Annotated in this window: 17 protein-coding genes; 4 read left to right on the forward strand and 13 right to left on the reverse strand. The window is 66.4% G+C overall.

From position 1 onward, the window contains the following. The first annotated feature begins 34 nt into the window (after positions 1 to 34). A complete protein-coding gene (locus ABD791_RS17970) occupies positions 35 to 3079 on the forward strand; it encodes an aminotransferase (RefSeq protein WP_345069239.1) in 3045 nt (1014 codons plus the stop codon). Between the two features lie 56 nt (positions 3080 to 3135). On the opposite strand, the gene ABD791_RS17975 is transcribed toward ABD791_RS17970, so the two are convergent. The 7 genes from ABD791_RS17975 to ABD791_RS18005 form a co-directional block, all read right to left on the reverse strand. Further along, complete coding sequence (locus tag ABD791_RS17975; protein WP_345069241.1) at positions 3136 to 3804, reverse strand: HAD hydrolase-like protein; 669 nt, start codon at positions 3802 to 3804, stop codon at positions 3136 to 3138. Between the two features lie 63 nt (positions 3805 to 3867). Further along, positions 3868 to 4311, reverse strand: a complete 444-nt coding sequence (locus tag ABD791_RS17980) for a RidA family protein (RefSeq protein ID WP_345069243.1) — start codon at positions 4309 to 4311, stop codon at positions 3868 to 3870. Further along, the gene (locus ABD791_RS17985) at positions 4308 to 5171 is read right to left on the reverse strand and encodes an alpha/beta fold hydrolase (RefSeq protein WP_345069245.1); all 864 of its coding nucleotides are present in this window, start codon (positions 5169 to 5171) and stop codon (positions 4308 to 4310) included. The genes ABD791_RS17980 and ABD791_RS17985 overlap by 4 nt, the downstream gene beginning before the upstream one ends. 237 nt (positions 5172 to 5408) lie before the next feature. Beyond that, positions 5409 to 6104 carry an endonuclease NucS gene (gene nucS, locus ABD791_RS17990; protein ID WP_345069247.1) on the reverse strand — a complete coding sequence of 232 codons (696 nt, stop codon included), beginning with the start codon at positions 6102 to 6104 and terminating at the stop codon, positions 5409 to 5411. A gap of 72 nt (positions 6105 to 6176) precedes the next feature. Continuing rightward, the gene (locus ABD791_RS17995; protein ID WP_345069249.1) at positions 6177 to 6422 is read right to left on the reverse strand and encodes a hypothetical protein; all 246 of its coding nucleotides are present in this window, start codon (positions 6420 to 6422) and stop codon (positions 6177 to 6179) included. Positions 6423 to 6424: 2 nt separating this feature from the next. Further along, entirely contained in the window at positions 6425 to 6814 is a 390-nt protein-coding gene (locus ABD791_RS18000) for an ArsR/SmtB family transcription factor (RefSeq protein WP_345069251.1), read from the reverse strand. Positions 6815 to 6919: 105 nt separating this feature from the next. Beyond that, a complete protein-coding gene (locus ABD791_RS18005; protein ID WP_345069253.1) occupies positions 6920 to 8323 on the reverse strand; it encodes an MFS transporter in 1404 nt (467 codons plus the stop codon). A gap of 179 nt (positions 8324 to 8502) precedes the next feature. Between ABD791_RS18005 and ABD791_RS18010 the strand changes: the two genes are divergently transcribed. Further along, positions 8503 to 9558 (forward strand): LacI family DNA-binding transcriptional regulator, encoded by a 1056-nt coding sequence (locus ABD791_RS18010; protein ID WP_345069255.1) that lies wholly within the window; start codon positions 8503 to 8505, stop codon positions 9556 to 9558. Positions 9559 to 9705: 147 nt separating this feature from the next. On the opposite strand, the gene ABD791_RS18015 is transcribed toward ABD791_RS18010, so the two are convergent. Together ABD791_RS18015 and ABD791_RS18020 are read right to left on the reverse strand one after the other, a co-directional pair. Beyond that, complete coding sequence (locus ABD791_RS18015) at positions 9706 to 11016, reverse strand: MATE family efflux transporter (RefSeq protein WP_345069257.1); 1311 nt, start codon at positions 11014 to 11016, stop codon at positions 9706 to 9708. A 187-nt stretch (positions 11017 to 11203) separates the two neighbouring features. Beyond that, positions 11204 to 11599, reverse strand: a complete 396-nt coding sequence (locus ABD791_RS18020) for a YccF domain-containing protein (RefSeq protein ID WP_345069259.1) — start codon at positions 11597 to 11599, stop codon at positions 11204 to 11206. 155 nt (positions 11600 to 11754) lie between these two features. On the opposite strand from ABD791_RS18020, the gene ABD791_RS18025 reads away from it, so the two are divergent. Further along, complete coding sequence (locus ABD791_RS18025) at positions 11755 to 13719, forward strand: M13 family metallopeptidase (protein ID WP_345069261.1); 1965 nt, start codon at positions 11755 to 11757, stop codon at positions 13717 to 13719. A gap of 126 nt (positions 13720 to 13845) precedes the next feature. Further along, a complete protein-coding gene (locus ABD791_RS18030) occupies positions 13846 to 14754 on the forward strand; it encodes a serine hydrolase (RefSeq protein WP_345069262.1) in 909 nt (302 codons plus the stop codon). 292 nt (positions 14755 to 15046) lie between these two features. Here ABD791_RS18030 and proP read toward each other — a convergent pair whose 3' ends face one another. The 4 genes from proP to ABD791_RS18050 form a co-directional block, all read right to left on the reverse strand. After that, a complete protein-coding gene (gene proP / locus ABD791_RS18035; protein ID WP_345069263.1) occupies positions 15047 to 16582 on the reverse strand; it encodes a glycine betaine/L-proline transporter ProP in 1536 nt (511 codons plus the stop codon). A gap of 72 nt (positions 16583 to 16654) precedes the next feature. Beyond that, entirely contained in the window at positions 16655 to 17092 is a 438-nt protein-coding gene (locus tag ABD791_RS18040) for a nuclear transport factor 2 family protein (RefSeq protein WP_345069264.1), read from the reverse strand. Beyond that, entirely contained in the window at positions 17089 to 18066 is a 978-nt protein-coding gene (gene speB / locus ABD791_RS18045; protein WP_345069265.1) for an agmatinase, read from the reverse strand. Before speB ends, ABD791_RS18040 begins: the two co-directional genes overlap by 4 nt. Then, complete coding sequence (locus ABD791_RS18050) at positions 18059 to 19636, reverse strand: purine-cytosine permease family protein (protein ID WP_345069266.1); 1578 nt, start codon at positions 19634 to 19636, stop codon at positions 18059 to 18061. The genes speB and ABD791_RS18050 overlap by 8 nt, the downstream gene beginning before the upstream one ends. Between the last annotated feature and the right edge of the window lie 20 nt (positions 19637 to 19656).

The raw sequence follows: 19656 nt of genomic DNA on the forward strand, positions 1-19656 counted from the left end.
TGTCTGTAGAAACTCGCACCGAGATGAGTCAGCCGTGTTCAATTTCTTCGATGGTCCGCAACTCGTACGCCCGGCCGTGACCGAGGCCGACGCGGTGCGTATGGCCGTCGAGCTCTACGGAATCACCGGCACGGCGCAGGAGCTCGGGAGCCAGCAGGATCGCAACTTTCGAATCGACGGCGCCGATCCGGCCGGCCGGGAAGGCAGCTATCTGCTCAAGGTCGACAACCCAGCGTTCGCCGAAAGCGAGCTTGCCTCCCAAGGGGCGGCGATGGAGCACCTCTCCGATCGGGGGTTGCGCATCCCGGTGCCGGTGCGCGGGCGTGATGGGCAGAGCCGGCAATGGTGGCCGGATGCGACGGGGTTGCTTCCCGTGCGGATGTTCACATTTCTGCCGGGCGGCTCGCTGGTCGACGCGGGGCACTTCGACGCGAGTGTGATCGGCGAGTTGGGCCGCATTTCCGCGCTGGTGGCCGACGGTCTGACCGATTTCAGCGGTGACGGCCTCGATCGGCAGCTGCAGTGGGACATGCGCAACGCCTCCGCGGTCGTCGATCAACTGATCGATCGGATGCCCGAACCGGCACGTCGGGACCTCGTGCGTCAGAAGGCCCGGAGCGCCGCCGACCGACTGAATGTGCTGGCCCCGGCACTGCGGGTGCAACCGATTCATGGAGACGTGACCGATGACAACGTCGTCTGCACGCGCCTCGACAACGGGCGCCTCTTCCCCGACGGAGTGATCGACTTCGGCGATCTCGGGTACGGCTGGTTGGTCGCCGAGCTCGCGGTGACGATGTCATCGATCCTTCCGCACGTTCCCCAGAATCCCGCTGCCGTGTTCGAAGCGGTGCGCCGCTTCGATGAGGTCGTCCCGCTGCACGATGAGGAGATTGCGGCGCTCTGGCCGCTCCTCATTTTGCGCGGTGCGGTGCTCGTGGTCAGCGGTGAAGACCAGACGCAGCGTGAGATCGGAAACGTCTATGCCGAAGAACGCATGCAGGCCGAATGGCAGGTTTTCGACATCGCCCAGCGCATCGGGTTCGACGAGGCCGAGGTGGCGATTCGTCAGCTGCTCGGTCGGTCGCCGCTGAGCTCGGCGCACAGTCCTGTGCGCGTGCTCGTGGCTGAGGCGTCGATGATCGCGGCAATCGACGCGGGCGACTCCGTGATTCTCGATCTGTCGGTGACGAGCCCGCTGCTGCATGACGGCCGCTGGCTGCGGCCTGACGCCGAATGGGCGCTGGCGGCTGAGGCGCTGGATCAGAGTGCCGTCGCCGTCGCTCCCTACGGCCAGCACCGGTTGACCAGGAGTCGCCCCCACCAGCCGACGGAGTCCGAAACGTTTGCTGCGATCACCGAGGTCTTTCTCGGCGGATCAACGCGCATCCATGCACCTCTCGCTGCCGTCGTCGTGCGGGCAACCGGGGAGGAGCTCGTGCTGCGCCTGAGCGCTCCGGGCGACAGTGCAGAGGAGCTCGTGCTCGGCGGTCTCACCGCGGTGGTGGCGGTGGGCACGGCGGTGACGGCCGGGCAGCTCGTCGGCACCGTGAACCACGTCGACGAGCGCGAGTTGGCCGATGGTCGGTCGGTGGGGCGACTCACCGTGCAGCGTCGGCGAAGCGGGGCGACGCCGCCTCGGTTCGCGACGCCGACCTGGGGCGAGGCCTGGCGCGTTCTGGCGCCGGATCCGGCCGCGCTACTCGGCCTCTCGCCGGTGCCGGCAGCTGAGCCCGCGGTCATGTCGGCCGCGGAGTCCGCCGAGCGGGAGGCGGATCGCCGGGAGCGTGTCTTTGCCGCGGCGCAGGAGCGCTACTACGAGAACCCGCCTCAGATCGAGCGAGGTTGGCAGCAATTCTTGGTGGCGACCGACGGGCGCTGCCATCTCGACATGGTGAACAATGTCTCGGCAATCGGCCACAGCCATCCGCGGCTCAGCAGGGCCATCTTCGACCAGATGCAGCTGCTCAACACCAACTCCCGATTTCTCTACCGGGCTCTCGCCGACCTGAGCGAGCGGCTTGTCGCGTTGGCTCCCGACCCGTCGCTCGACACCGTGCTGCTCGTCAACAGCGGGAGCGAGGCCGTGGATCTCGCATTGCGCCTCGCTCAGATGCACACGGGTCGTCGCACTGTCGTCGCACTGCGGGAGGCCTATCACGGCTGGACGATGGCGTCGGATGCCGTCACGACGTCGGCCTACGACAACCCGTTCGCCCTGGCGAATCGCCCCGACTGGGTCACGGTGGTCGATGCGCCGAACAGCTATCGGGGTCGGCATCGCGGCGCACAGGCCGGTGCCGAGTATCTGGTGGACTTCACGCAGCAGCTCAATGCGCTGCAGGAGACGGATGCGGCTCAGCGGGGTGAGCTGCCCGACGATGCTCAGGGCGTCGCGGCATTCATCTGCGAGCCGATCCTCGGCAACGCCGGGGGAGTGGTGCTGCCCGTCGGCTATCTGGCCGGAGTGTATGCCGACATTCGGGCGCGGGGCGGTCTGTGCATCGCCGATGAGGTGCAGGTCGGCTACGGGCGTCTCGGCGAGCATTTCTGGGGAGTGCAGCAGCAGGGAGTGGTGCCCGACATCATTTCGGTCGCGAAGGCCATGGGCAACGGCTATCCGCTCGGCGCGGTGATCACCCGACGGGAGATCGCGGAGTCCCTCGCCAGGGAGGGCAATTTCTTCTCGTCGGCGGGCGGGAGCCCGGTCGGTTCGGTGGCGGGGCTGGCGGTGCTCGACGTGATGCGCGACGAGGGCTTGCAGGAGAATGCCCGGCTGGTCGGCGGGCATCTGGTGCAGCGGCTGACCGAGCTCGCCGCGAAACATCCGCTCATCGGGGCGGTGCACGGTCTCGGGCTGTATCTCGGGGTGGAACTTGTGCGGGACCGGGTCACGCTGGAGCCGGCCGCCGCAGAGACCGCGGCAATCTGCGAACGGATGCGAGAGCTCGGGGTCGTCGTGCAGCCGACGTCGGAACGTCAGAACGTACTCAAGGTGAAGCCGCCGCTCTGTCTCACGATCGAGAGTGCTGACTTCTTCATCGACATGCTCGACGAGGTGCTGACGCGGGGCTGGTAAGGCACGTCGGCGCGGGGAATCCCGCGCGCCAGAACTGAATCGCGGGCGAGCTGCGTCTAGCCGAGCAGCAGCTTGGCGAGCTGGTCGGCCGAGTGCACGACGGCGGTCGCCGCGGTGGCCTCTGCCGGTGAGCCATAGCCCCACTCGACCAAGATTGCCGGCACATTGTTCGCGGCGGCGCCTTCGGCGTCGTAGCTGCGATCTCCCACCATCACCGGGGCGCTCAGGTCGGCACCGGCAGCGGCGAGGCGCACCAGCGCCTCCTTCACGATGTCAGCCTTGGCGCTGCGCACCTCATCTTCGGAGGCGCCGACGATGACGGTGAAGTACTTCGCCAGGTCGAAGTGATTGAGAATCTTGATGGCGTTCTGCTCTGGCTTGCTGGTGGCCAGCGCGAGCGGAATGCCCGCGGCGTGGATGCGCTCCAGCAGGCCGGCGACGCCGGGGTAAATGGCGGTGTCGAGCGATGCCTCGCCCGAGTAGTGCGCGCGGTAGACGCCGAGCGCCTCATCGGCCTCGGTCGGGGTCATCCCGGCGTACTCGCGGAAGGCGGCAAGCAGGGGCGGGCCGACGTAGGCGAGAAGCTCGTGGGCGGGCGGGACCGGACGTCCCAGAAGTTGAAAGGTGTGCGCAAGGGAGCTGGTGATGGCCGGCGCGGAATCGGTGATGGTTCCGTCGAGGTCAAAGAGAATTGCGCTCCAGGTGCGCGTTAAAGTCGGATTCACTCGCCTTATCCTAGGTGGCCAGTCTGGGAAACCGCGTGATTCCGGCGGCCATATGACGGGCGATCAACGCGCAAGGGCGGGAACGTAGGCCCAGCATTCCACTTCCAGGTGAGCGCCGAGCGCGAGGCCAGAGCTCCCGAAGGCACTGCGTGAGGGGAGCCGCTCGGCATCGAAGTACTCGAGGTAAACGGCGTTGAACTCAGCCCAACGCGACATGTCGTCGAGCATGATCGTCGCTTTGAAGACATCCGTCATGCCCGCGCCGAGCGAGCGGAGCGTCTCGGCGATGTTCTGCATGGTCTGGTGGGCCTGCGCCTCAAAGCCGTCGGCGAGGGTGCCGTCGGCGCGGATTCCGAGCTCGCCGGAGAGGTAGAGCACGTCGTTGATGCGCACCGCTTGTGAGAACGGGCGAGGTGTCGGTGACGGATAGAACTCGATGGCGGGCGGGGCAGGGGCGGTGTTCGCGGTCGTGTTCGGGGATTCGGTCACGTTTTCGCGCGCGATCATGCGGCGGCCTGTGCGGTTGCGTGCGTGAGGAACGTGGCGACGACCGTGTTCCAGGCGTCGGGATCCTCGAAATAGGGGGAGTGGCCGCGGCCGGCGAGCTCGATCACCGCGGCGTTCGGGAGATACTCGGCTGCTCGTCGAATGAGCTTGGGCGTCATCAAGGTGTCGAGTTCACCGGCGATCAAGAGGGTAGGGATGTCCAACGTGCGCAGGTCGTCCGGGTCGAAACTGTGGTTGGTGAGGATGCGAAAGAACTCGGAATCGTCTGGACGCGCTCCGAACGAACCCAGCGCTTGGTAGAGGTAGGCGCGGGCCGGGTCGAGGCTGGGCAGCCGCTCGCCGAGCGCCGGGTGTTCGCCGAGCGGGCGCGCGGCGTGCGGACCGGAGCCCGCGGTCGGGCCGGGAGTCGCACGGGGGCGTGAGGTTGGAGGGTCGGAGGCGGCCGGCGCACCGGCCTGCGCCCCGAAACCGGCAGGGATGCCTCCGGTCGTGCAGGCCAGAACGATCGAGGCCACGCGATCGGGCGCGGCCAGGGCGGTGCCGAGCGTCGCCCAGCCGCCCATCGACTGGCCCACCAGATGGGCGTTCTCGACTTCGAAGTGATCCAGGATCGCCAGCAGGTCAGACACCGAAGACTCGGGGCCGTGCGTGCCCGTTGTGTTCGTCGACCGGCCGAAGCCGCGGTGATCCCAGGTGATCACCCGGTAGTTCTGCGCAAAGAAGGGCAGCTGCTGATACCAGACCGCCGCGTTTCCGCCGAGGCCATGGGAGAGGATGAGATCGGGACCGGTTCCGGCAGATTCGCACCAGATCTGTTCACCGTCGGCGACGCTCAGAAATCCCTCGGTGCGTTCGATCATGCGTCCCCCTCAACGTTCCGCGCGACTCGCGCGTTGGCAGCCAGACTACGGGGACGAGAGGTCCGGCGCTCGATCACCGGGTTCGTTCGATCACCCGGGTCGCGGCATCCGCCTCGGCATTCCCATTCGACGGAGATTCGTGCCGGAACCGTTCGAATCGGGCTGAAATCGGCCCAAATCGCAAAAATCTCCGTCGAATGGGTTGATCACCGAGCGCCAGGACGGGCTAGAAGAACGTTAGAAGAGGCGCGTGAGTGTGTCGTCGAGGCCACGCATGGCGTCGTAGTCGAGCAGCAGGCAGCGGATGCCGCGGTCCTCTGCCAGTTTTCTGGCCTGCGGCTTGATCTCCTGGGCGGCGAAAACGCCAGTGACCGGAGCGATGTGCGGGTCGCGGTTCATGAGCTCGAGGTAGCGGGTGAGCTGCTCGACGCCGTCGATGTCTCCGCGACGCTTGAGCTCGACGGCGACCGACTTGCCCGAGGCATCCTGAGCCAGGATGTCGACAGGGCCGATCGCCGTCATGTACTCCCGACGCACCAGGGTGTGGCCCTCGCCGAGCAGGTGGATGTGCTCGGCCAACAGCTTCTGCAGCTGCGATTCGACGCCGTCCTTGATCAGGCCGGGGTCGATGCCGAGTTCGTGCGCCGAATCGTGGATCACCTCGTAGAGGTTGACCGTGAGTTCGTCGGCGGTCTTCGCGTGGGTGACCTTCCAGATGGCGGTGATGCCGGCATCCGTCTGGTCGTCTTCGGGCGAAACCTCGGCCAGGGAGCAGGGCGGGCTCATCCAGTTGAGGGGCTTGTAGGAGCCGCCATCTGAATGGATGAGCAGGCTGCCATCGGCTTTGAGCATGAGCAGGCGGGTGGCCAACGGCAGGTGCGCGTTGAGACGCCCGGCGTAGTCGACGGAACACTGGGCTATTACGAGACGCACCCGAAGAGCTTAACTCTTTCGGATGAGTGTCGCGTGCGCGGGTGGCGCACCCGGCCCACGCGACGCCGGCTGCTAGGGGATGTCGGTGAGGGTCTTCTCGACCGCGGCCAGGCGTGCATCGAGTGAACCGAGTTTGCCGAGAAGCTCGGTGCTGACGGCGGTGTTGCGCTCGACGACCTCACGGAGTTCACCGGAACTGCTGAGTTCCACTCGCCGCGTCTTCGCGTTCTGGATGGCCACGACGATCTGATAGCTGATGCCGCCGATGATGCCCGCGATCGCGATCCAGGCGAACCAGGGGATGTATCCGAGTTCCATAGCTATTTCTCGCTTTCTTGCTTCTGTTCGGGGTCGGATGCGTCGCCGGCCGCGGTAATTGCCGCAGTAATTGCCGCAGTATCTGCCGCGGCGTCTGCCGCAGCATCCGCTTCGACGGCCGCGATGATCGCGGCGGGGTCAATGGTGAGAACGAATGGCACGACCTCGAAGAACTTGAGGGCTTTGCCGTCGCTTGAGAGCTCGAGCCGACCGCTGAGATAGCCGGCTTCCTCGAGTCGTTGCAGGTGCATGTACAGCAGCGGCCGCGACATCCCGAGCCTGCGAGCCAATTCGCTCACGTGGAGCGGTTCGGCCGAGAGCGCGGCGATGATGCGATAACGCTGGGGATGGGCGATTGCCGTGACCTTCGCCAGCTCGTCTTCCAACGACATTCATCCACCACCTTTCACCTGTCAGAAGAAACTTACAGGTGAAAGATGGTGGAAAGCAACTCGGGGCGAGAGGCATGCGGCGAGATGCCATGCGGCGGTGCGTGACTAGCGCTTGGCGCGCGCGCCCACCCGCTCGCGCACGGCAGGCGCGGCCAGGCCGGCGAGCAGCATGAGCACCAGAATCAGGTAGAGGGCGTTCAGGATGCCGACGGCTTCGCCGAGCAGGCCGATCACGGGCGGGCCGACGAGGAATGCGGTGTAGCCGATGATCGCGACGGCGCTCACGCGGGCCGCTGCGTGCTTCGGGTCGTCGGCGGCGGCCGAGATTCCGACCGGGAAACCGAGCGAGGCGCCGATTCCCCAGAGCACGGTGCCGACGTAGAGCAGCGCATCGGTCGGCGCGAGGATGAAGAGCAACAGACCGGTGATTCCCATCACGGCACAGACCCGCAGCACGAGCACGCGGCCGAAGCGGTCGATGATCGGGCCGCCGACCACGCGACCGGCCGTCATGGCGACGGCGAACACGCCGAAGACAAGGGCGCCGTTCGTCTTGCTCATGTCGTGGCCATCGACGGCGGCCAGCGCGATCCAGTCGTTGGCCGACCCCTCAGCGAACGACATGCCGAGCATGACGACACCGATCAAGATGAGGCGCATGTCGGCCCAGACCGAGAGGCTTTCGCGCAGGCGTTCACGCCAGGACGGCGTCGGGGCGACTGGCGCATGGGAGGCGGCCGTCGCGGCCGTCGCGGTGCTGGCATCCGTCGCCGCGTGGATGTCGCCCAGTTCTTCTCGCATCGGAATGAACCGAACCGCAACGATCACTCCCACCATGACGAGCGCGGCCATGCCGAAGAGGTGACCGGCGACGTTGATGCCGAGGGCGGATGCGCCGGCGCCGATCAGAGCGCCGATCACGGTTCCGAAACTGAAGCAGGCATGCATCAGGGGCATGAGGGTCTTGCCGATCTCGCGCTCGACGGCCGCGGCCTCGACGTTCATCATGACGTCGACCGAGCCCATGCCGAAGCCGACGAGGGCGAGGCCGGCGAAGGCGACCGGAAAGGAGAAGACCATGCTGGCGCCGATTCCGATGGCGACCAGTCCAACGGCAGTCACCGCGATGCTGGTGATCATTGCCCGGCGGGCACCGAAGCGGGCGAGCATCCAGGCGGCGCAGATGAGACCGAGGATCGAGCCGGCGGAGAGCCCGAATATCAGCACGCCGACTTCGGCGGTGTTGAGGCCGAGGCCGTCGCGCACGGCCGGAACGCGCGACACCCAGCTCGCGACACAGAGTCCGCTGAGTAGAAAGACGACGAAGACCGCGTTGCGCCAATTGAGGAGTTCGCGCCGTGACAGAGCGGGGGCGGAGCTCGCGACGGAGCTGGGGGCCGCGCTCGGGGTCGTGCTCGGGCTGGTGGCAGTACTCGTGTCGCGGGGGAGGCCCTCGCTGCTCAGTGGCGACGGCACTGCGTTGCCAGGGGAGGGGGTCGGCTGCGACATGGTGAAATTCCTGAGCTGGGTGGTGTGTGCGGGTGGATCGATGTGGGGCGTTGGTGGGCGTCCGGAGGTGCCGAGACCGTGCCGTGACACGTGATGTGCCGATTCGAATGGGTCGAATCGATTCGATCGAATCGATTCGACTAAACTATCCTGAAACAGGGATCACTCGCAAGGACACCATGCCCTCAGACTCACCCGAACGGCCGACTCTGGCCGCCGTCGCCCGGCGTGCCGGCGTATCTCCGTCGACGGCATCGCTCGCCTTCAGCGGGTCTGGCCCCGTCTCCGACGCCACCAAGGCACGCGTGCTCGCCGCGGCAGCCGAGCTGAACTATGCCGGCCCCGATCCGCGCGCGCAGTCGTTGCGCCGCGGTCGCTCCGGCATCGTCGGTGTTGTGCTCGAGGAACGAGTGCGCGCCGCCTTTCTCGACCCGGTGAAGATTCAGATGCTCGACGGCCTCTCCGAGGGAATCGCCCCGCTCGGTGCCGGCCTGCTGCTGCTCACCGATACGGGTGACGGCGCCGTGAGCGTGGGCAGCGCCCCGGTTGATGCCGTCGTGTTGATCGGCTGCAGCCCGCGGCTCGGGCACACGGTCGACGTGCTGCGCCAGCGCGGAATCCCCATGGTGGCGATCGAGGGCGAGGCCGGTGACGACGTGATCAGGATCTCCATCGACAACGAGGAAGCCACGCGTCGCGGCGCCGAACATCTCCACACGCTCGGGCACCGCGCCGTCGCGTTGGTCACTCTGCCGCTCGACCCCGACCGCACGCGCGGCCCGCTCACCCCCGAGCGCGAGGCCGCGAGTTCCTCGGCCACGGCGAGCGACCGCATCGCCGGCGCCAGGGCGGTGTTCGCGGAGATCACCGGTGTGACAGCTGCAGCGAGCGATGTCGAAGAGGGCCGGCTCGCCGGGCTGACGCTGTTGCGCGATCCGCAGACGCGCCCGACCGCGGTGATCGCGCAAAGCGACCTTCTGGCCGCCGGAGTGATCAGGGCGGCCGAGGAGCTCGGACTGCGAGTTCCTCAGGATGTCAGCGTGGTCGGCTTCGACGGCGTGCGCGTCGATGGCCTCGCACCGTACGACCTGACCACGCTCGTGCAGCCCTCCGCAGCTAAGGGGCGCGCCGCTGGCGAGGCCCTGGTGCAGATGCTGGCCGGTGGACAACCGCAGGGCACCTGCTTCAGCAGCGTCTTCCACGCCGGAAACACGACGGCGCCGCCGCGTCCCTAGCGACCCCGATTGCGGGCGATCGAGCGAGCGCTCGATCAGAGGCGTGCGTGCGCCCAAATCGTCGCCGCCGAGCGCCCGAGGCGACGATTTGAGCGCACGCGCGGAGAGCGCCGCGGCGCGAGCGAGCGAGCGAGCGGATGGGACAGATCAGCGACGCGCGCCGACGACCATCCAGCGCGCCCCATGCGCCCGCAGGCCGAGCGTGAGCGCCCGCGCGCCGAGGTAGCCGAACACGAAGGCGGCCATCAGCAGAGCGAGACCCGCTGCTCCCGGGGGCGCGAACGCCTGCACCAGCAGCGCAAGCGGCACAAAGGCAGCGAGGTTCAGGATGCCGGTGAGTGCGAGATACCGCGCGTCGCCGGCCCCGATCAGCACACCGTCGAGCACGAACACCAGTCCGCCGAGCGGCACAGACAGACCCAAGACGATCAGCGTCGGCGGGAGCAGAGCCGCGACATCCGCCGAGCTGGTGAACAGACCGCCCAAGATGCCGCTCACCGCGATCACCAGCACGCCGAGCACCGCACCGCCCGCAATTCCCCACTCGAGGCAGCGACGCAGCACCGCGCGCACGTTGGCGACATCACCGGCGCCGAGGCCGCGTCCGACGAGGGCCTGGGCGGCGATCGCCAGCGCGTCGAGGGCGAAGGCGAGGGTCGCGAACAGCGTCATCGCGATCTGGAACGCGGCGAGATCGGCCGAGCCGAGGCCGGTCGCCACGAACACCGCGAGCAGCATCGCCGCGCGCAGACTCGCCGTGCGCACAAACAGCCAGCCACCCGACGCCGCGCCGAGGAGCATGCCCGAACGGTGGGGGCGGAGGCGTGCGCCGTCGCGACGGGCCTGCCTGACCACGACGATGAGATAGACGAGCACCATCGACCACTGCGCGACGACCGTGCCGAGAGCCGAGCCGGCGATGCCGAGTCCGAGGCCGTAGATGAACCAGAAGTTGAGCACGATGTTCGCGGCGAACCCGAACCCGGCCACGTAGAGCGGCGTGCGGGTGTCCTGCAGGCCGCGCAGCAGCCCCGTCGCCGCGAATACCAGCAACATGGCCGGGATGCCGAACATCGACATCGACAGATAGCTGGCGGCATCCGCCGTGACGGCCTCACTCGCACCGAAGGCACCGACGAGGATCGGAGTCGTGAACCAGCCGGCGACGCCGAGCACGACGCCGAGACCGAGTGCGAGCCAGAGCCCGTCGATTCCGACCGCTACAGCTTTGCGCCGATCACCGGCGCCGAGCCAGCGGGCGACGGCCGGAGTCGTGCTGTACGCGAGGAACACCATCAGCCCGATGATCGTCTGCAGCACCGCGCTGGCCAGGCCGAGGCCGGCGAGCGGAGTTTCGCCGAGGTGTCCGACCATCGCCGAGTCGGCGAGCAAGAACAGGGGCTCGGCGATCAACGCGCCGAGCGCGGGGACGGCGAGTCGCAGGATCTCACGATCCATGGGGGCGCGGCGCAGAAGTCTGATGCTTCGATCCTACGAGCCGACGGATCGCCAGCCGCGCACGAAAGCGACCGGGTCCTGTGCGCGCGTGCGCTCAAATCGTCGCTTCTCTGCGCGGCGAGGCGACAGATTGAGCGCACTCGCGAGCATCCGGCGCACGCGAGGAGCGTGAGACGATCGGCGCGCTCTAGACCATCACGGCGCGCGGGTCGCCGGCGTCGATGATCTCCTTGCCCAGCGGCATCAGCGCGATCGGCACCATCTTGAAGTTGGCAATGCCGAGCGGAATCCCAATGATCGTGATGCAGAGCGCAATGCCGCTCAGGATGTGCTCGATCGCGATCCAGATACCGGCCACGATCACCCAGATCACGTTGCCGAGAAACGAGAAGACTCCGGCATCGGGGCGGCTCACCACGCGACGGCCGAACGGCCAGAGCGCGTAGAAACCGATGCGGAACGACGCGATGCCGAACGGAATCGTGACGATCAGGATGCAGCAGATGATTCCCGCAAGCATGTAGCTGAGAAAGAGCCAGAAGCCCGAGAGCACCAGCCAGATGACGTTCAGAACGGTGTTCATGGTGCTGCTATCCAAGCACAGCAACCCGGGGCGCCGATGTTTGCCAAAACCCCCGAGAATCGCCGTTTGTGCCGAGAGTCGCCGCCGCACCGGCGATTCTCGGCAGAAACAGCGACGCTCGGCACAATCACGCCCGCGCCGAATAGGGTGGAGGCATGACTGACGCTCCCCTCGCATCCGGTATCGACAGAGCAGAACTCGACCCGGCGGTTCGCCCGCAAGACGACTTGTTTAGGCACGTCAACGGCACATGGATCGCCCGCACCGAGATCCCCGCAGACAAGGCGAGGTGGGGGTCGTTCTATCTGCTGGCTGAGGGCGCAGAGAAGGCCGTGCAGGAGATCATCCTCGAGGCCCAGAACGCCGAACCCGGCACTGAGGAACGCAAGTTCGGCGACCTCTACGCGAGCTTCATCGACGAAGCGCGCATCGAAGCCCTCGGCGCCACACCGCTCACCGCCGACCTCGCCACCGTCGACACGATCACCTCGATCCCCACTTTCATCAGCACGCTCGGCCAGCTCGAACGCGCCGGCGTGCCCGGGGCCTTTCAGCTCTACGTCGACAACGACCCGGGCAATCCTGAGCGCTACCTCGTCTTCGTCGAGCAGGGCGGCCTCGGGCTGCCAGACGAGTCCTACTTTCGCGACGAGAAATTCGCCGAGGTACGCACGGCCTACCTGGCCTTCCTCGAGCGGATGTTCACGCTGGCCGGGTTGGAGCACGCCGCGGAGCGCGCCCAGCGCGTTATCGATCTCGAGACCGCGCTCGCCGGGCACCACTGGGACAACGTGGCCACCCGCGACAGCGAAAAAACCTACAACCTGCGCGACTGGGATCAGGTCTCCGCACTCGCCGCCGGTGCCGACCTCGACCTCTGGCTGACCGGCATCGACGCTCCAGCCGGGGCGTTCACCGAAGTCGTCGTGCGCGAGCCGAGCTTCGTCGCCGGACTGGCCGAGCTGTTGACCGAGCCCCGCTTGGAAGCCTGGCAGGACTGGCTGCGTTGGCAGGTCATCCGCTCGTCTGCCGCCTACCTGTCGAGCGACTTCGTCGAGGCGAACTTCGACTTCTACGGCCGCACGCTGACCGGCACCCCGCAGATCCGCGACCGCTGGAAGCGCGGCGTCTCGCTCGTCGAGGGCGCGCTCGGCGAGGCCGTCGGCCGCATTTACGTCGACCGCCACTTCAAGTCCAGCGCCAAGGCCAGCATGGATGTGCTGGTCGACTACCTCGTCGAGGCGTACCGCGAGAGCATCACGACGCTCGACTGGATGACCGCCGAGACGCGCGAGCGTGCGCTCGAGAAGCTCGACAAGTTCACCCCGAAGATCGGTTTTCCGGTGAAGTGGCGCGACTACTCGACCCTGTCGATCGACGCCGACAACCTGATCGCCAATGTGCGCGCGACGAGCGAGTTCGAGTTTCAGCGCGAACTCGGCAAGATCGGCAAGCCGCTCGACCGCGACGAGTGGTTCATGACCCCGCAGACGATCAACGCTTATTACAACCCCGGCTTCAACGAAATTGTCTTCCCCGCCGCCATTTTGCAGGCGCCCTTCTTCGATGAGGACCGGGATGCCGCGGCCAACTACGGCGCGATCGGCGCCGTGATCGGGCACGAGATCGGACACGGCTTCGACGACCAGGGCTCGAAGTACGACGGCGACGGACGCCTGACCGACTGGTGGACCGAAGCCGACCGGGCCGCATTCGAGCAGCGCACCGCGTCGCTGATCGCGCAGTATGACGCGCTCGAGCCCAAGCAGATTCCGGGCAACCACGTCAACGGTGCCCTCACGATCGGCGAGAACATCGGCGACCTGGGCGGTCTCTCGATCGCCTGGAAGGCCTACCTGCTCTCGCTCGGGGGCGAAGAACCGCCGGTGATCGACGGCTTCACCGGAGCCGAGCGGTTCTTTCTCTCCTGGGCTCAGGCCTGGCAGATGAAGCTCCGCGACGAAGAAGCCGTGCGCCTGCTCGCGATCGACCCGCACTCGCCGAACGAGTTTCGCTGCAACCAGATCGTGCGCAACATCGACGACTACTACGCGGCGTTCGGCGTCACCGAGACGGACGAGCTCTGGCTCGATCCGGCTCAGCGCGTCACCATCTGGTAGGTCGCGCGAGCCGGCTGTGCGCCGGTTGCACGCCGGCCTCGGCCACCCCGCCATTCCCTGTGTCAGGGGCGTGAGTTAGTGTGATCGCGGGCGATTCACCGCCCCAACGAATGAAGGACCGCCGCCATGGCCACGCCAGCCCCCGACTCAGTGCGCCGTTCCCGGCACGCCGACGAGCGTCGGGGTAAGCACCAGGGCGCGGATGCCCACGACAATTTCGCGCGCGGGTTTCAGGCGCTCGGTGAGCTGGCTCTGAACGGCGTGCAAGTGTCTGCGCGGGCGACCGACTTGGTCTCGGGGCGTGAACTGTTCTCGATCGACGACCACGTCGTCATGCCCAGCGCCGGAATCGGCACCATTCTTCTGCTCGTCGAGGTCGCCGCGAAGCTGCGCGACGCCGACTTCGGCATGTACACGCTGCTCGATCGAACGGCGGCCGACTCCGTCGGCGGCTCGGGGATCTGGCAGCACCTGCAGGCTCCGTCGCTGCCCGTCGCCGATCTCGCCGCCCTCGTCGGCGCATCGAACGACAATCTGGCGACCAACGTTTTGATTCGCGCGGTTGGTCTCGATGCGGTGCGTGATCGTGCCGAACTACTCGGCCTCACCCGGTCGGCTCTGCTCGATCGCGTGCGCGACAAGCGCGGCCCCGACGACGCCCCCCACCTCTCGGTCGGTTGCGCCAAGGAGCTCACCTGGTTGCTCACGGCCCTCGCGCGTGGCGAGATCGTCGACGCCGAGGCGAGCGAGCGGGTGCTCGGCTGGCTCTCTCTGAACTCCGACCTGTCGATGGTCGCGAGTGCCTTCGGCCTCGATCCGCATGCCCACCGCACCGGTGACCACGGGCTCCTGCTGGTGAATAAAACCGGAGCGGATGCCGGCGTGCGCAGCGAGATCGGAATCGTGCGCGGTCCGCGGGCCGGCGTGACCTATGCGGTCTCGATGTCCTTCGCTGACACGGGCGTGACCTCACGGCTGGCCGTGCTCGACGGGATGCGTCAGGTCGGGCTCGATCTCTTGGAGTACGTGCACTAGCCATTTCGTTGGTCGAGGAGCACGCGACGCAGGAGTGCGCGTCTATGAGGTATATGGCCTTTTCGTTGATCGAGGAGCGCGCGAGCTTGCAAGCACGCGTCTCGAGATCTCGCGAGCCAATCCTTGAACTCGGGTTGCGTTCAAACATTGGCCCACGGGGTCTCGACCCGATCGCGGGCGGCCTCCTCGACCAACGAAATGGTCAAATGCGTTCACCACAATGCCGCGCAGCGGCCCTACAGCTCGAGACCCGGCGAGCCGATCTCGAGACAGGCTCGACCAACGGCATGCGTCAGGTGCCGTCCTTCCCGTCGTCGCCGTGGTCCTTCCCGATTTCGTCATCATCGTGCGAGGAAGCGAAATCCTGACCCCAGTCTGACTGCGACATGTCCGATTCGGGATTGGCGTACTGGGCCATGACGAACTTTCCCTCTTCGATGGAGGCGACGGCGGGGCCGGAACCCATGAGCGGGGTCTGCGCCGTCTCCGGAGTGAAGAACACGGCCACCGCCCCGATGAGGGCCGCCGCCATCAAGTAAAACGCCGGGATATCGAGTGCGAACGGAAGGTGGGCATCCGTCGCCCACTGCACGAGTGCGTCGGTGACCAGCGGCGTCGTTCCGCCGAACAGCGAGACCGACACATTGAAGGCGATCGCGAGGGCACCGTAGCGGATGACGGTGGGAAAGAGGGCGGGCAGGGTCGCGGGCATGGTCGACATGAAGGTCACCAGAATCAGTCCGAGAATGAGGAGTCCCGAGAAACTGATCACGATGTTTTCGGACTGGATGAGCTTCAGCGCCGGCCAGGACAGCACGAAGAAGCCGATGCAGCCGACGTAGAGCATGGGTTTGCGGCCGAACCGGTCGGAGAGCCGCCCGCCGGTGGCCATCACCGTCATCAGCATCACCATCACCACGATGATGATCAATAGGCCGCTGATCGCGTCACGACCGAGTGAGCCCGTCAGGTAGGTCGGCATGTAGGTCAAGAGCATGTAGTCGGAGACGTTGAAGACCAGTACGAGCCCGACACAGACGAGCAGGGGGCGCCAGCTCTGGGCGAACAAGCGCGCAAACGGCGTCTTCTCCTGCTCGCGTTCCGTCGACGCCTGCTGCTGCTTCTTGAAGGCGGGAGTCTCCTCGAGCCTGAGCCGCAGATAGAGGCCGATCAGGCCGAGCGGACCGGCCAGGAGAAACGGGATGCGCCAGGCCCAGGACAGCAGCACATCCTCCGGAAACACAAACTGAATGACCGTGACGATGACCGCACCCAACACGTAGCCACTCAATGTGCCGAATTCGAGCCAGGATCCGGCGTAGCCGCGACGGCGGTCTGTCGAGTACTCCGCGATGAAGGTCGCCGCGCCGCCGTACTCGCCCCCGGCAGAGAATCCCTGCACCAGCCGGCAAATGAGGAGCAGGATCGGCGCCCAGATTCCGATCGTCGCGTAGTCGGGGATGAGCCCGATCGCCAGGGTGCCGATCGCCATCACGATCATGGTGAGGGCGAGGATGCTTCTCCGGCCGATCTTGTCACCGAGCGGGCCGAGGATCGCGCCGCCGATGGGTCGCACGAGAAAAGCGGCGGTGAACGCGCCCAGTGAGGCGAGGGTTGCCAGCCCGATGTCTCCCGGGGGAAAAAAGACGCGGGCGAGAGTCGTGGCCAGGTAGGCATAGACGCCGAAGTCGTACCATTCCATGGCGTTGCCAAGGGCTGCCGCACCCACAGCCCGCCGGAGCACGGCCCTGTCAACGACCGTGATGTCGTGTCTAGTGAGTGCCCGGCGATTCTTTCGGCGGGCTTCTCCTGATTCGGATGTCGACATGGCTGCCTCCCGAGGGCTGCTCCCGCCCACGATACGCCTGGGTCCGGCGGCCGTCCACGACGCTGACGCTCGTCACTCCGAGCGTGCTGAGAGATGCTCGTGCACCGCCAGCCACTGGCCGTCTCGGAGTTCGAACACGATCGTCTCCCGTTCGTGAACGGTCTCGACTGCCCCGTCCATCTCGAGGGTCGTTTCGACGTTGTGGCTGAACACCGCGGCCGTGCCGAGAACCTGCACCCGACGGTTGGTTGAGACGCAGCTGTGCACCCGGAAGCCTGCGGAGCGTTCCCATTCGTCCCAGAGCTCCTCATAGGCGGCTCGCGATTCGAGCCGGTCGGGAGCAGTGTGAAAGACGAATGTCGCGTCGTTGGCGAAACCCGAGAAGTAGGCGTCTCGGCGGTGATGTCCGAAGTCCGCGATGATCGCATCCGCGGCGGCCAGCACCGCGTCGGCCAACACCGCGTCGCTCGTCGACGCAGCGACGGAGCCGCCCCTCCCGACGCCGCTCACGACGCTGCCTGCGCAATCGCCATGGCGGAGATGAGCTCGTAGGCAACGTGGGCGGCGGCAACACCGGTGATCTGGGCGTGGTCGTAGGCGGGTGCGACTTCGACGATGTCTGCGCCGACGAGATTGACCGAAGAGAGCGCACGGAGAATGGCGAGCAACTCGCGGCTGGTGAAGCCTCCGGCCTCCGGAGTTCCGGTTCCAGGGGCGAACGCGGGGTCGAGCACATCGATGTCGATGGAGACATAGACGGGGCGGTCACCGAGGCGACGCAGCATCCGCTCGATCACTCCGCTGACGCCGAGTGAATCCATCTCGGTGGCATGCACAATCTCGAAGCCCAGGTCGCCGTCTTGGTCGAGGTCGTCCGCGGTGTACAGCGGACCCCGGATTCCCACGTGCAGGCACGCGTTCTTGTCGAGCAGCCCCTCCTCCGACGCGCGACGAAACGGTGTGCCGTGCGTGTAGTCGGCGCCGAAATAGCTGTCCCAGGTGTCGAGGTGTGCGTCGAAATGCACCACGGCGAGCGGGCCGTGTTTCGCGGCCATCGCTCTGAGCAAGGGGAGGGCAATGGTGTGATCGCCGCCGAGAGTGAGGAGCTTGGCGCCGGTTTCGAGAACGGCGCTCGCCCCGGCCTCGATCTCGGCGAGGGCTTCCTCGATCGAGAACGGGTTGACGGCGAGGTCGCCGCCGTCAACGACCTGCAAAACGGCGAACGGCTGCACATTCTGCGCGGGGTTGTAGCCCCGCAGCAGGCGCGAGGACTCCCGAATGTGGCCCGGTCCGAATCGTGCACCCGGGCGGTAGCTCACCCCGGTGTCGAACGGAACACCCAGGATGACGACGTCGGCGGCATCGACCTCGTCCCAGCGGGGCAGCCGGGCAAAAGTGGATGCGCCGGCGTACCGAGGCACACGCGTCGCGTCGACCTGGCCGATTTTTCCGCCGGAGTTGAGGCGGGGGGTGGTGTCACGCATTGGTCGTTGCCTTTCGCTTGGCCGCCATCTTGGCCGCGGTCGACGAGTGATCGAGTACGACATCTTGCACTTCGCCTGGCCGGGACGGAATGACGCGGGGGCCCTCCTCGCCGAACACGTAGCGCGGTTCGGGAAAGAGCCAGAGCGCCCCGAGGTAGAGCACGGCGGCCGAGACAATGGCGACGATCAGGCTGAGGTCGATCCCGCCGGCGGCATTGATGAAGGGGCCGATGATCACCGGCGGGTAGTTGGCGAAGAGCAGTCCGAGTGCGGCCGCCCCGATCCAGGCGACCATGCCGCGCCAGTTGACACCGCTGTTGAACCAGTACTTGCCGCCGGTCTTGCCCTGATTGAAGACCTGCAGGCTGCGCGGGTCGAAAGATCCGCGACGCACGAAATATCCGATCGCCATGATCACCATCCACGGAGTCGTGGTCACGACGATGGCACCGATGAAGGCGTTCACTGCGCCGAGCAGATCGAAGAAGATGCGACCGGTGAGGATAAAGATGAATGCCACGACGCCAATGGCGATGGTTGCTTGCACGCGGCTGAATCGTGGAAAGACGGAGGAGAAGTCGAGACCGGTGCCATACAGCGAGGTGGTTCCGGTCGACAAGCCGCCGATGAAGGCGACGAGCATGAGCAGGATCGCGTACCACGCCGGCGAGATTTGGATGAGGGCGAAGACGTAGTCGGCCTCGCCGGCCACGAGCGTTGCCGTGGCGACTCCGAAGAGGAAGGGGATGAGCGTGAGTGACTGCCCGAGGAACGTGGCAAGGAAAAGCTTGCGCGGCGGAGTGCTCGCCGGAATGTAGCGAGCCCAGTCACCGAGGAACGCGCCAAAGGAGATGGGGTTGCCCATCACGATGAGCGCGGCCAGAACGAACGTGGGCCAGAACTCACCCAGGGCGAAAGCGCTGGGACCCGGGTTGTAGCCCGCGTCAAAAGTGCCGGAGAACGCCAGAACGGCCAGCAGGATGAGGGCGGTGTTGGCGAAGACTGCCGTTTTGTTCACGAACAGCATGAACTGGTAGCCGAACACGACAACGACGATCACGATCAAGCCGATGATCGCGTAGATGGCAGTGCGCAGGCCAATCGAGTCGGGAACGCCGCCGAGACGGTTGAGGGCGCCGACGAGCGCATCGCCGCTGACCCACACCGAGATCGAGTAGAAGGCGATTGCCGTGAGCAGTGAGAGGAACGAACCGAGCACGCGTCCACGAACTCCGAAGAACGCTCCGGATGAGACTGCGTTGTTGGTGCCGGTGCGTGGTCCGAACAGTCCCATCGGCATCAGGAAGAGGGTGCCGACGAGCACTCCGCAGATCGTGGCCAGTACGGCCTGCCAGAAGGAGAGCCCGAGAAGGATGGGAAAGGTTCCGAGCAGCACGGTAGCGAACGTGTTCGCGCCGCCGAACTGAATACGAAGCAGGTCGACCCAGGTTGAGGTGCGATCGGCATCGGGAATGGTGTCGATCCCATACCCCTCGATCTCGGTCATCTTGGGGCGAGCGTTGAGGACAATGCTCGGTTCGGCGCTGTCAACATCATTGTTGGCGTTCATCAGAGTCCTTTGGGTGGCCG

The organism is Glaciibacter kafniensis, from assembly GCF_039538945.1.
GTDB lineage: Bacteria > Actinomycetota > Actinomycetes > Actinomycetales > Microbacteriaceae > Cryobacterium > Cryobacterium kafniensis.

Excerpts from the sequence above, each read along its gene's own strand:
- ABD791_RS18050 (WP_345069266.1), bottom strand. The coding sequence starts at position 19,636 with ATGAACGCCAACAATGATGTTGACAGCGCCGAACCGAGCATTGTCCTC.
- ABD791_RS18015 (WP_345069257.1), bottom strand. The coding sequence starts at position 11,016 with ATGGATCGTGAGATCCTGCGACTCGCCGTCCCCGCGCTCGGCGCGTTG.
- ABD791_RS17995 (WP_345069249.1), bottom strand. The coding sequence starts at position 6,422 with ATGGAACTCGGATACATCCCCTGGTTCGCCTGGATCGCGATCGCGGGC.
- ABD791_RS18010 (WP_345069255.1), top strand. The coding sequence starts at position 8,503 with ATGCCCTCAGACTCACCCGAACGGCCGACTCTGGCCGCCGTCGCCCGG.
- proP (WP_345069263.1), bottom strand. The coding sequence starts at position 16,582 with ATGTCGACATCCGAATCAGGAGAAGCCCGCCGAAAGAATCGCCGGGCA.
- speB (WP_345069265.1), bottom strand. The coding sequence starts at position 18,066 with ATGCGTGACACCACCCCCCGCCTCAACTCCGGCGGAAAAATCGGCCAG.
- ABD791_RS18025 (WP_345069261.1), top strand. The coding sequence starts at position 11,755 with ATGACTGACGCTCCCCTCGCATCCGGTATCGACAGAGCAGAACTCGAC.
- ABD791_RS17980 (WP_345069243.1), bottom strand. The coding sequence starts at position 4,311 with ATGATCGCGCGCGAAAACGTGACCGAATCCCCGAACACGACCGCGAAC.
- ABD791_RS18030 (WP_345069262.1), top strand. The coding sequence starts at position 13,846 with ATGGCCACGCCAGCCCCCGACTCAGTGCGCCGTTCCCGGCACGCCGAC.
- ABD791_RS18005 (WP_345069253.1), bottom strand. The coding sequence starts at position 8,323 with ATGTCGCAGCCGACCCCCTCCCCTGGCAACGCAGTGCCGTCGCCACTG.
- ABD791_RS18000 (WP_345069251.1), bottom strand. The coding sequence starts at position 6,814 with ATGTCGTTGGAAGACGAGCTGGCGAAGGTCACGGCAATCGCCCATCCC.
- ABD791_RS17985 (WP_345069245.1), bottom strand. The coding sequence starts at position 5,171 with ATGATCGAACGCACCGAGGGATTTCTGAGCGTCGCCGACGGTGAACAG.
- ABD791_RS18020 (WP_345069259.1), bottom strand. The coding sequence starts at position 11,599 with ATGAACACCGTTCTGAACGTCATCTGGCTGGTGCTCTCGGGCTTCTGG.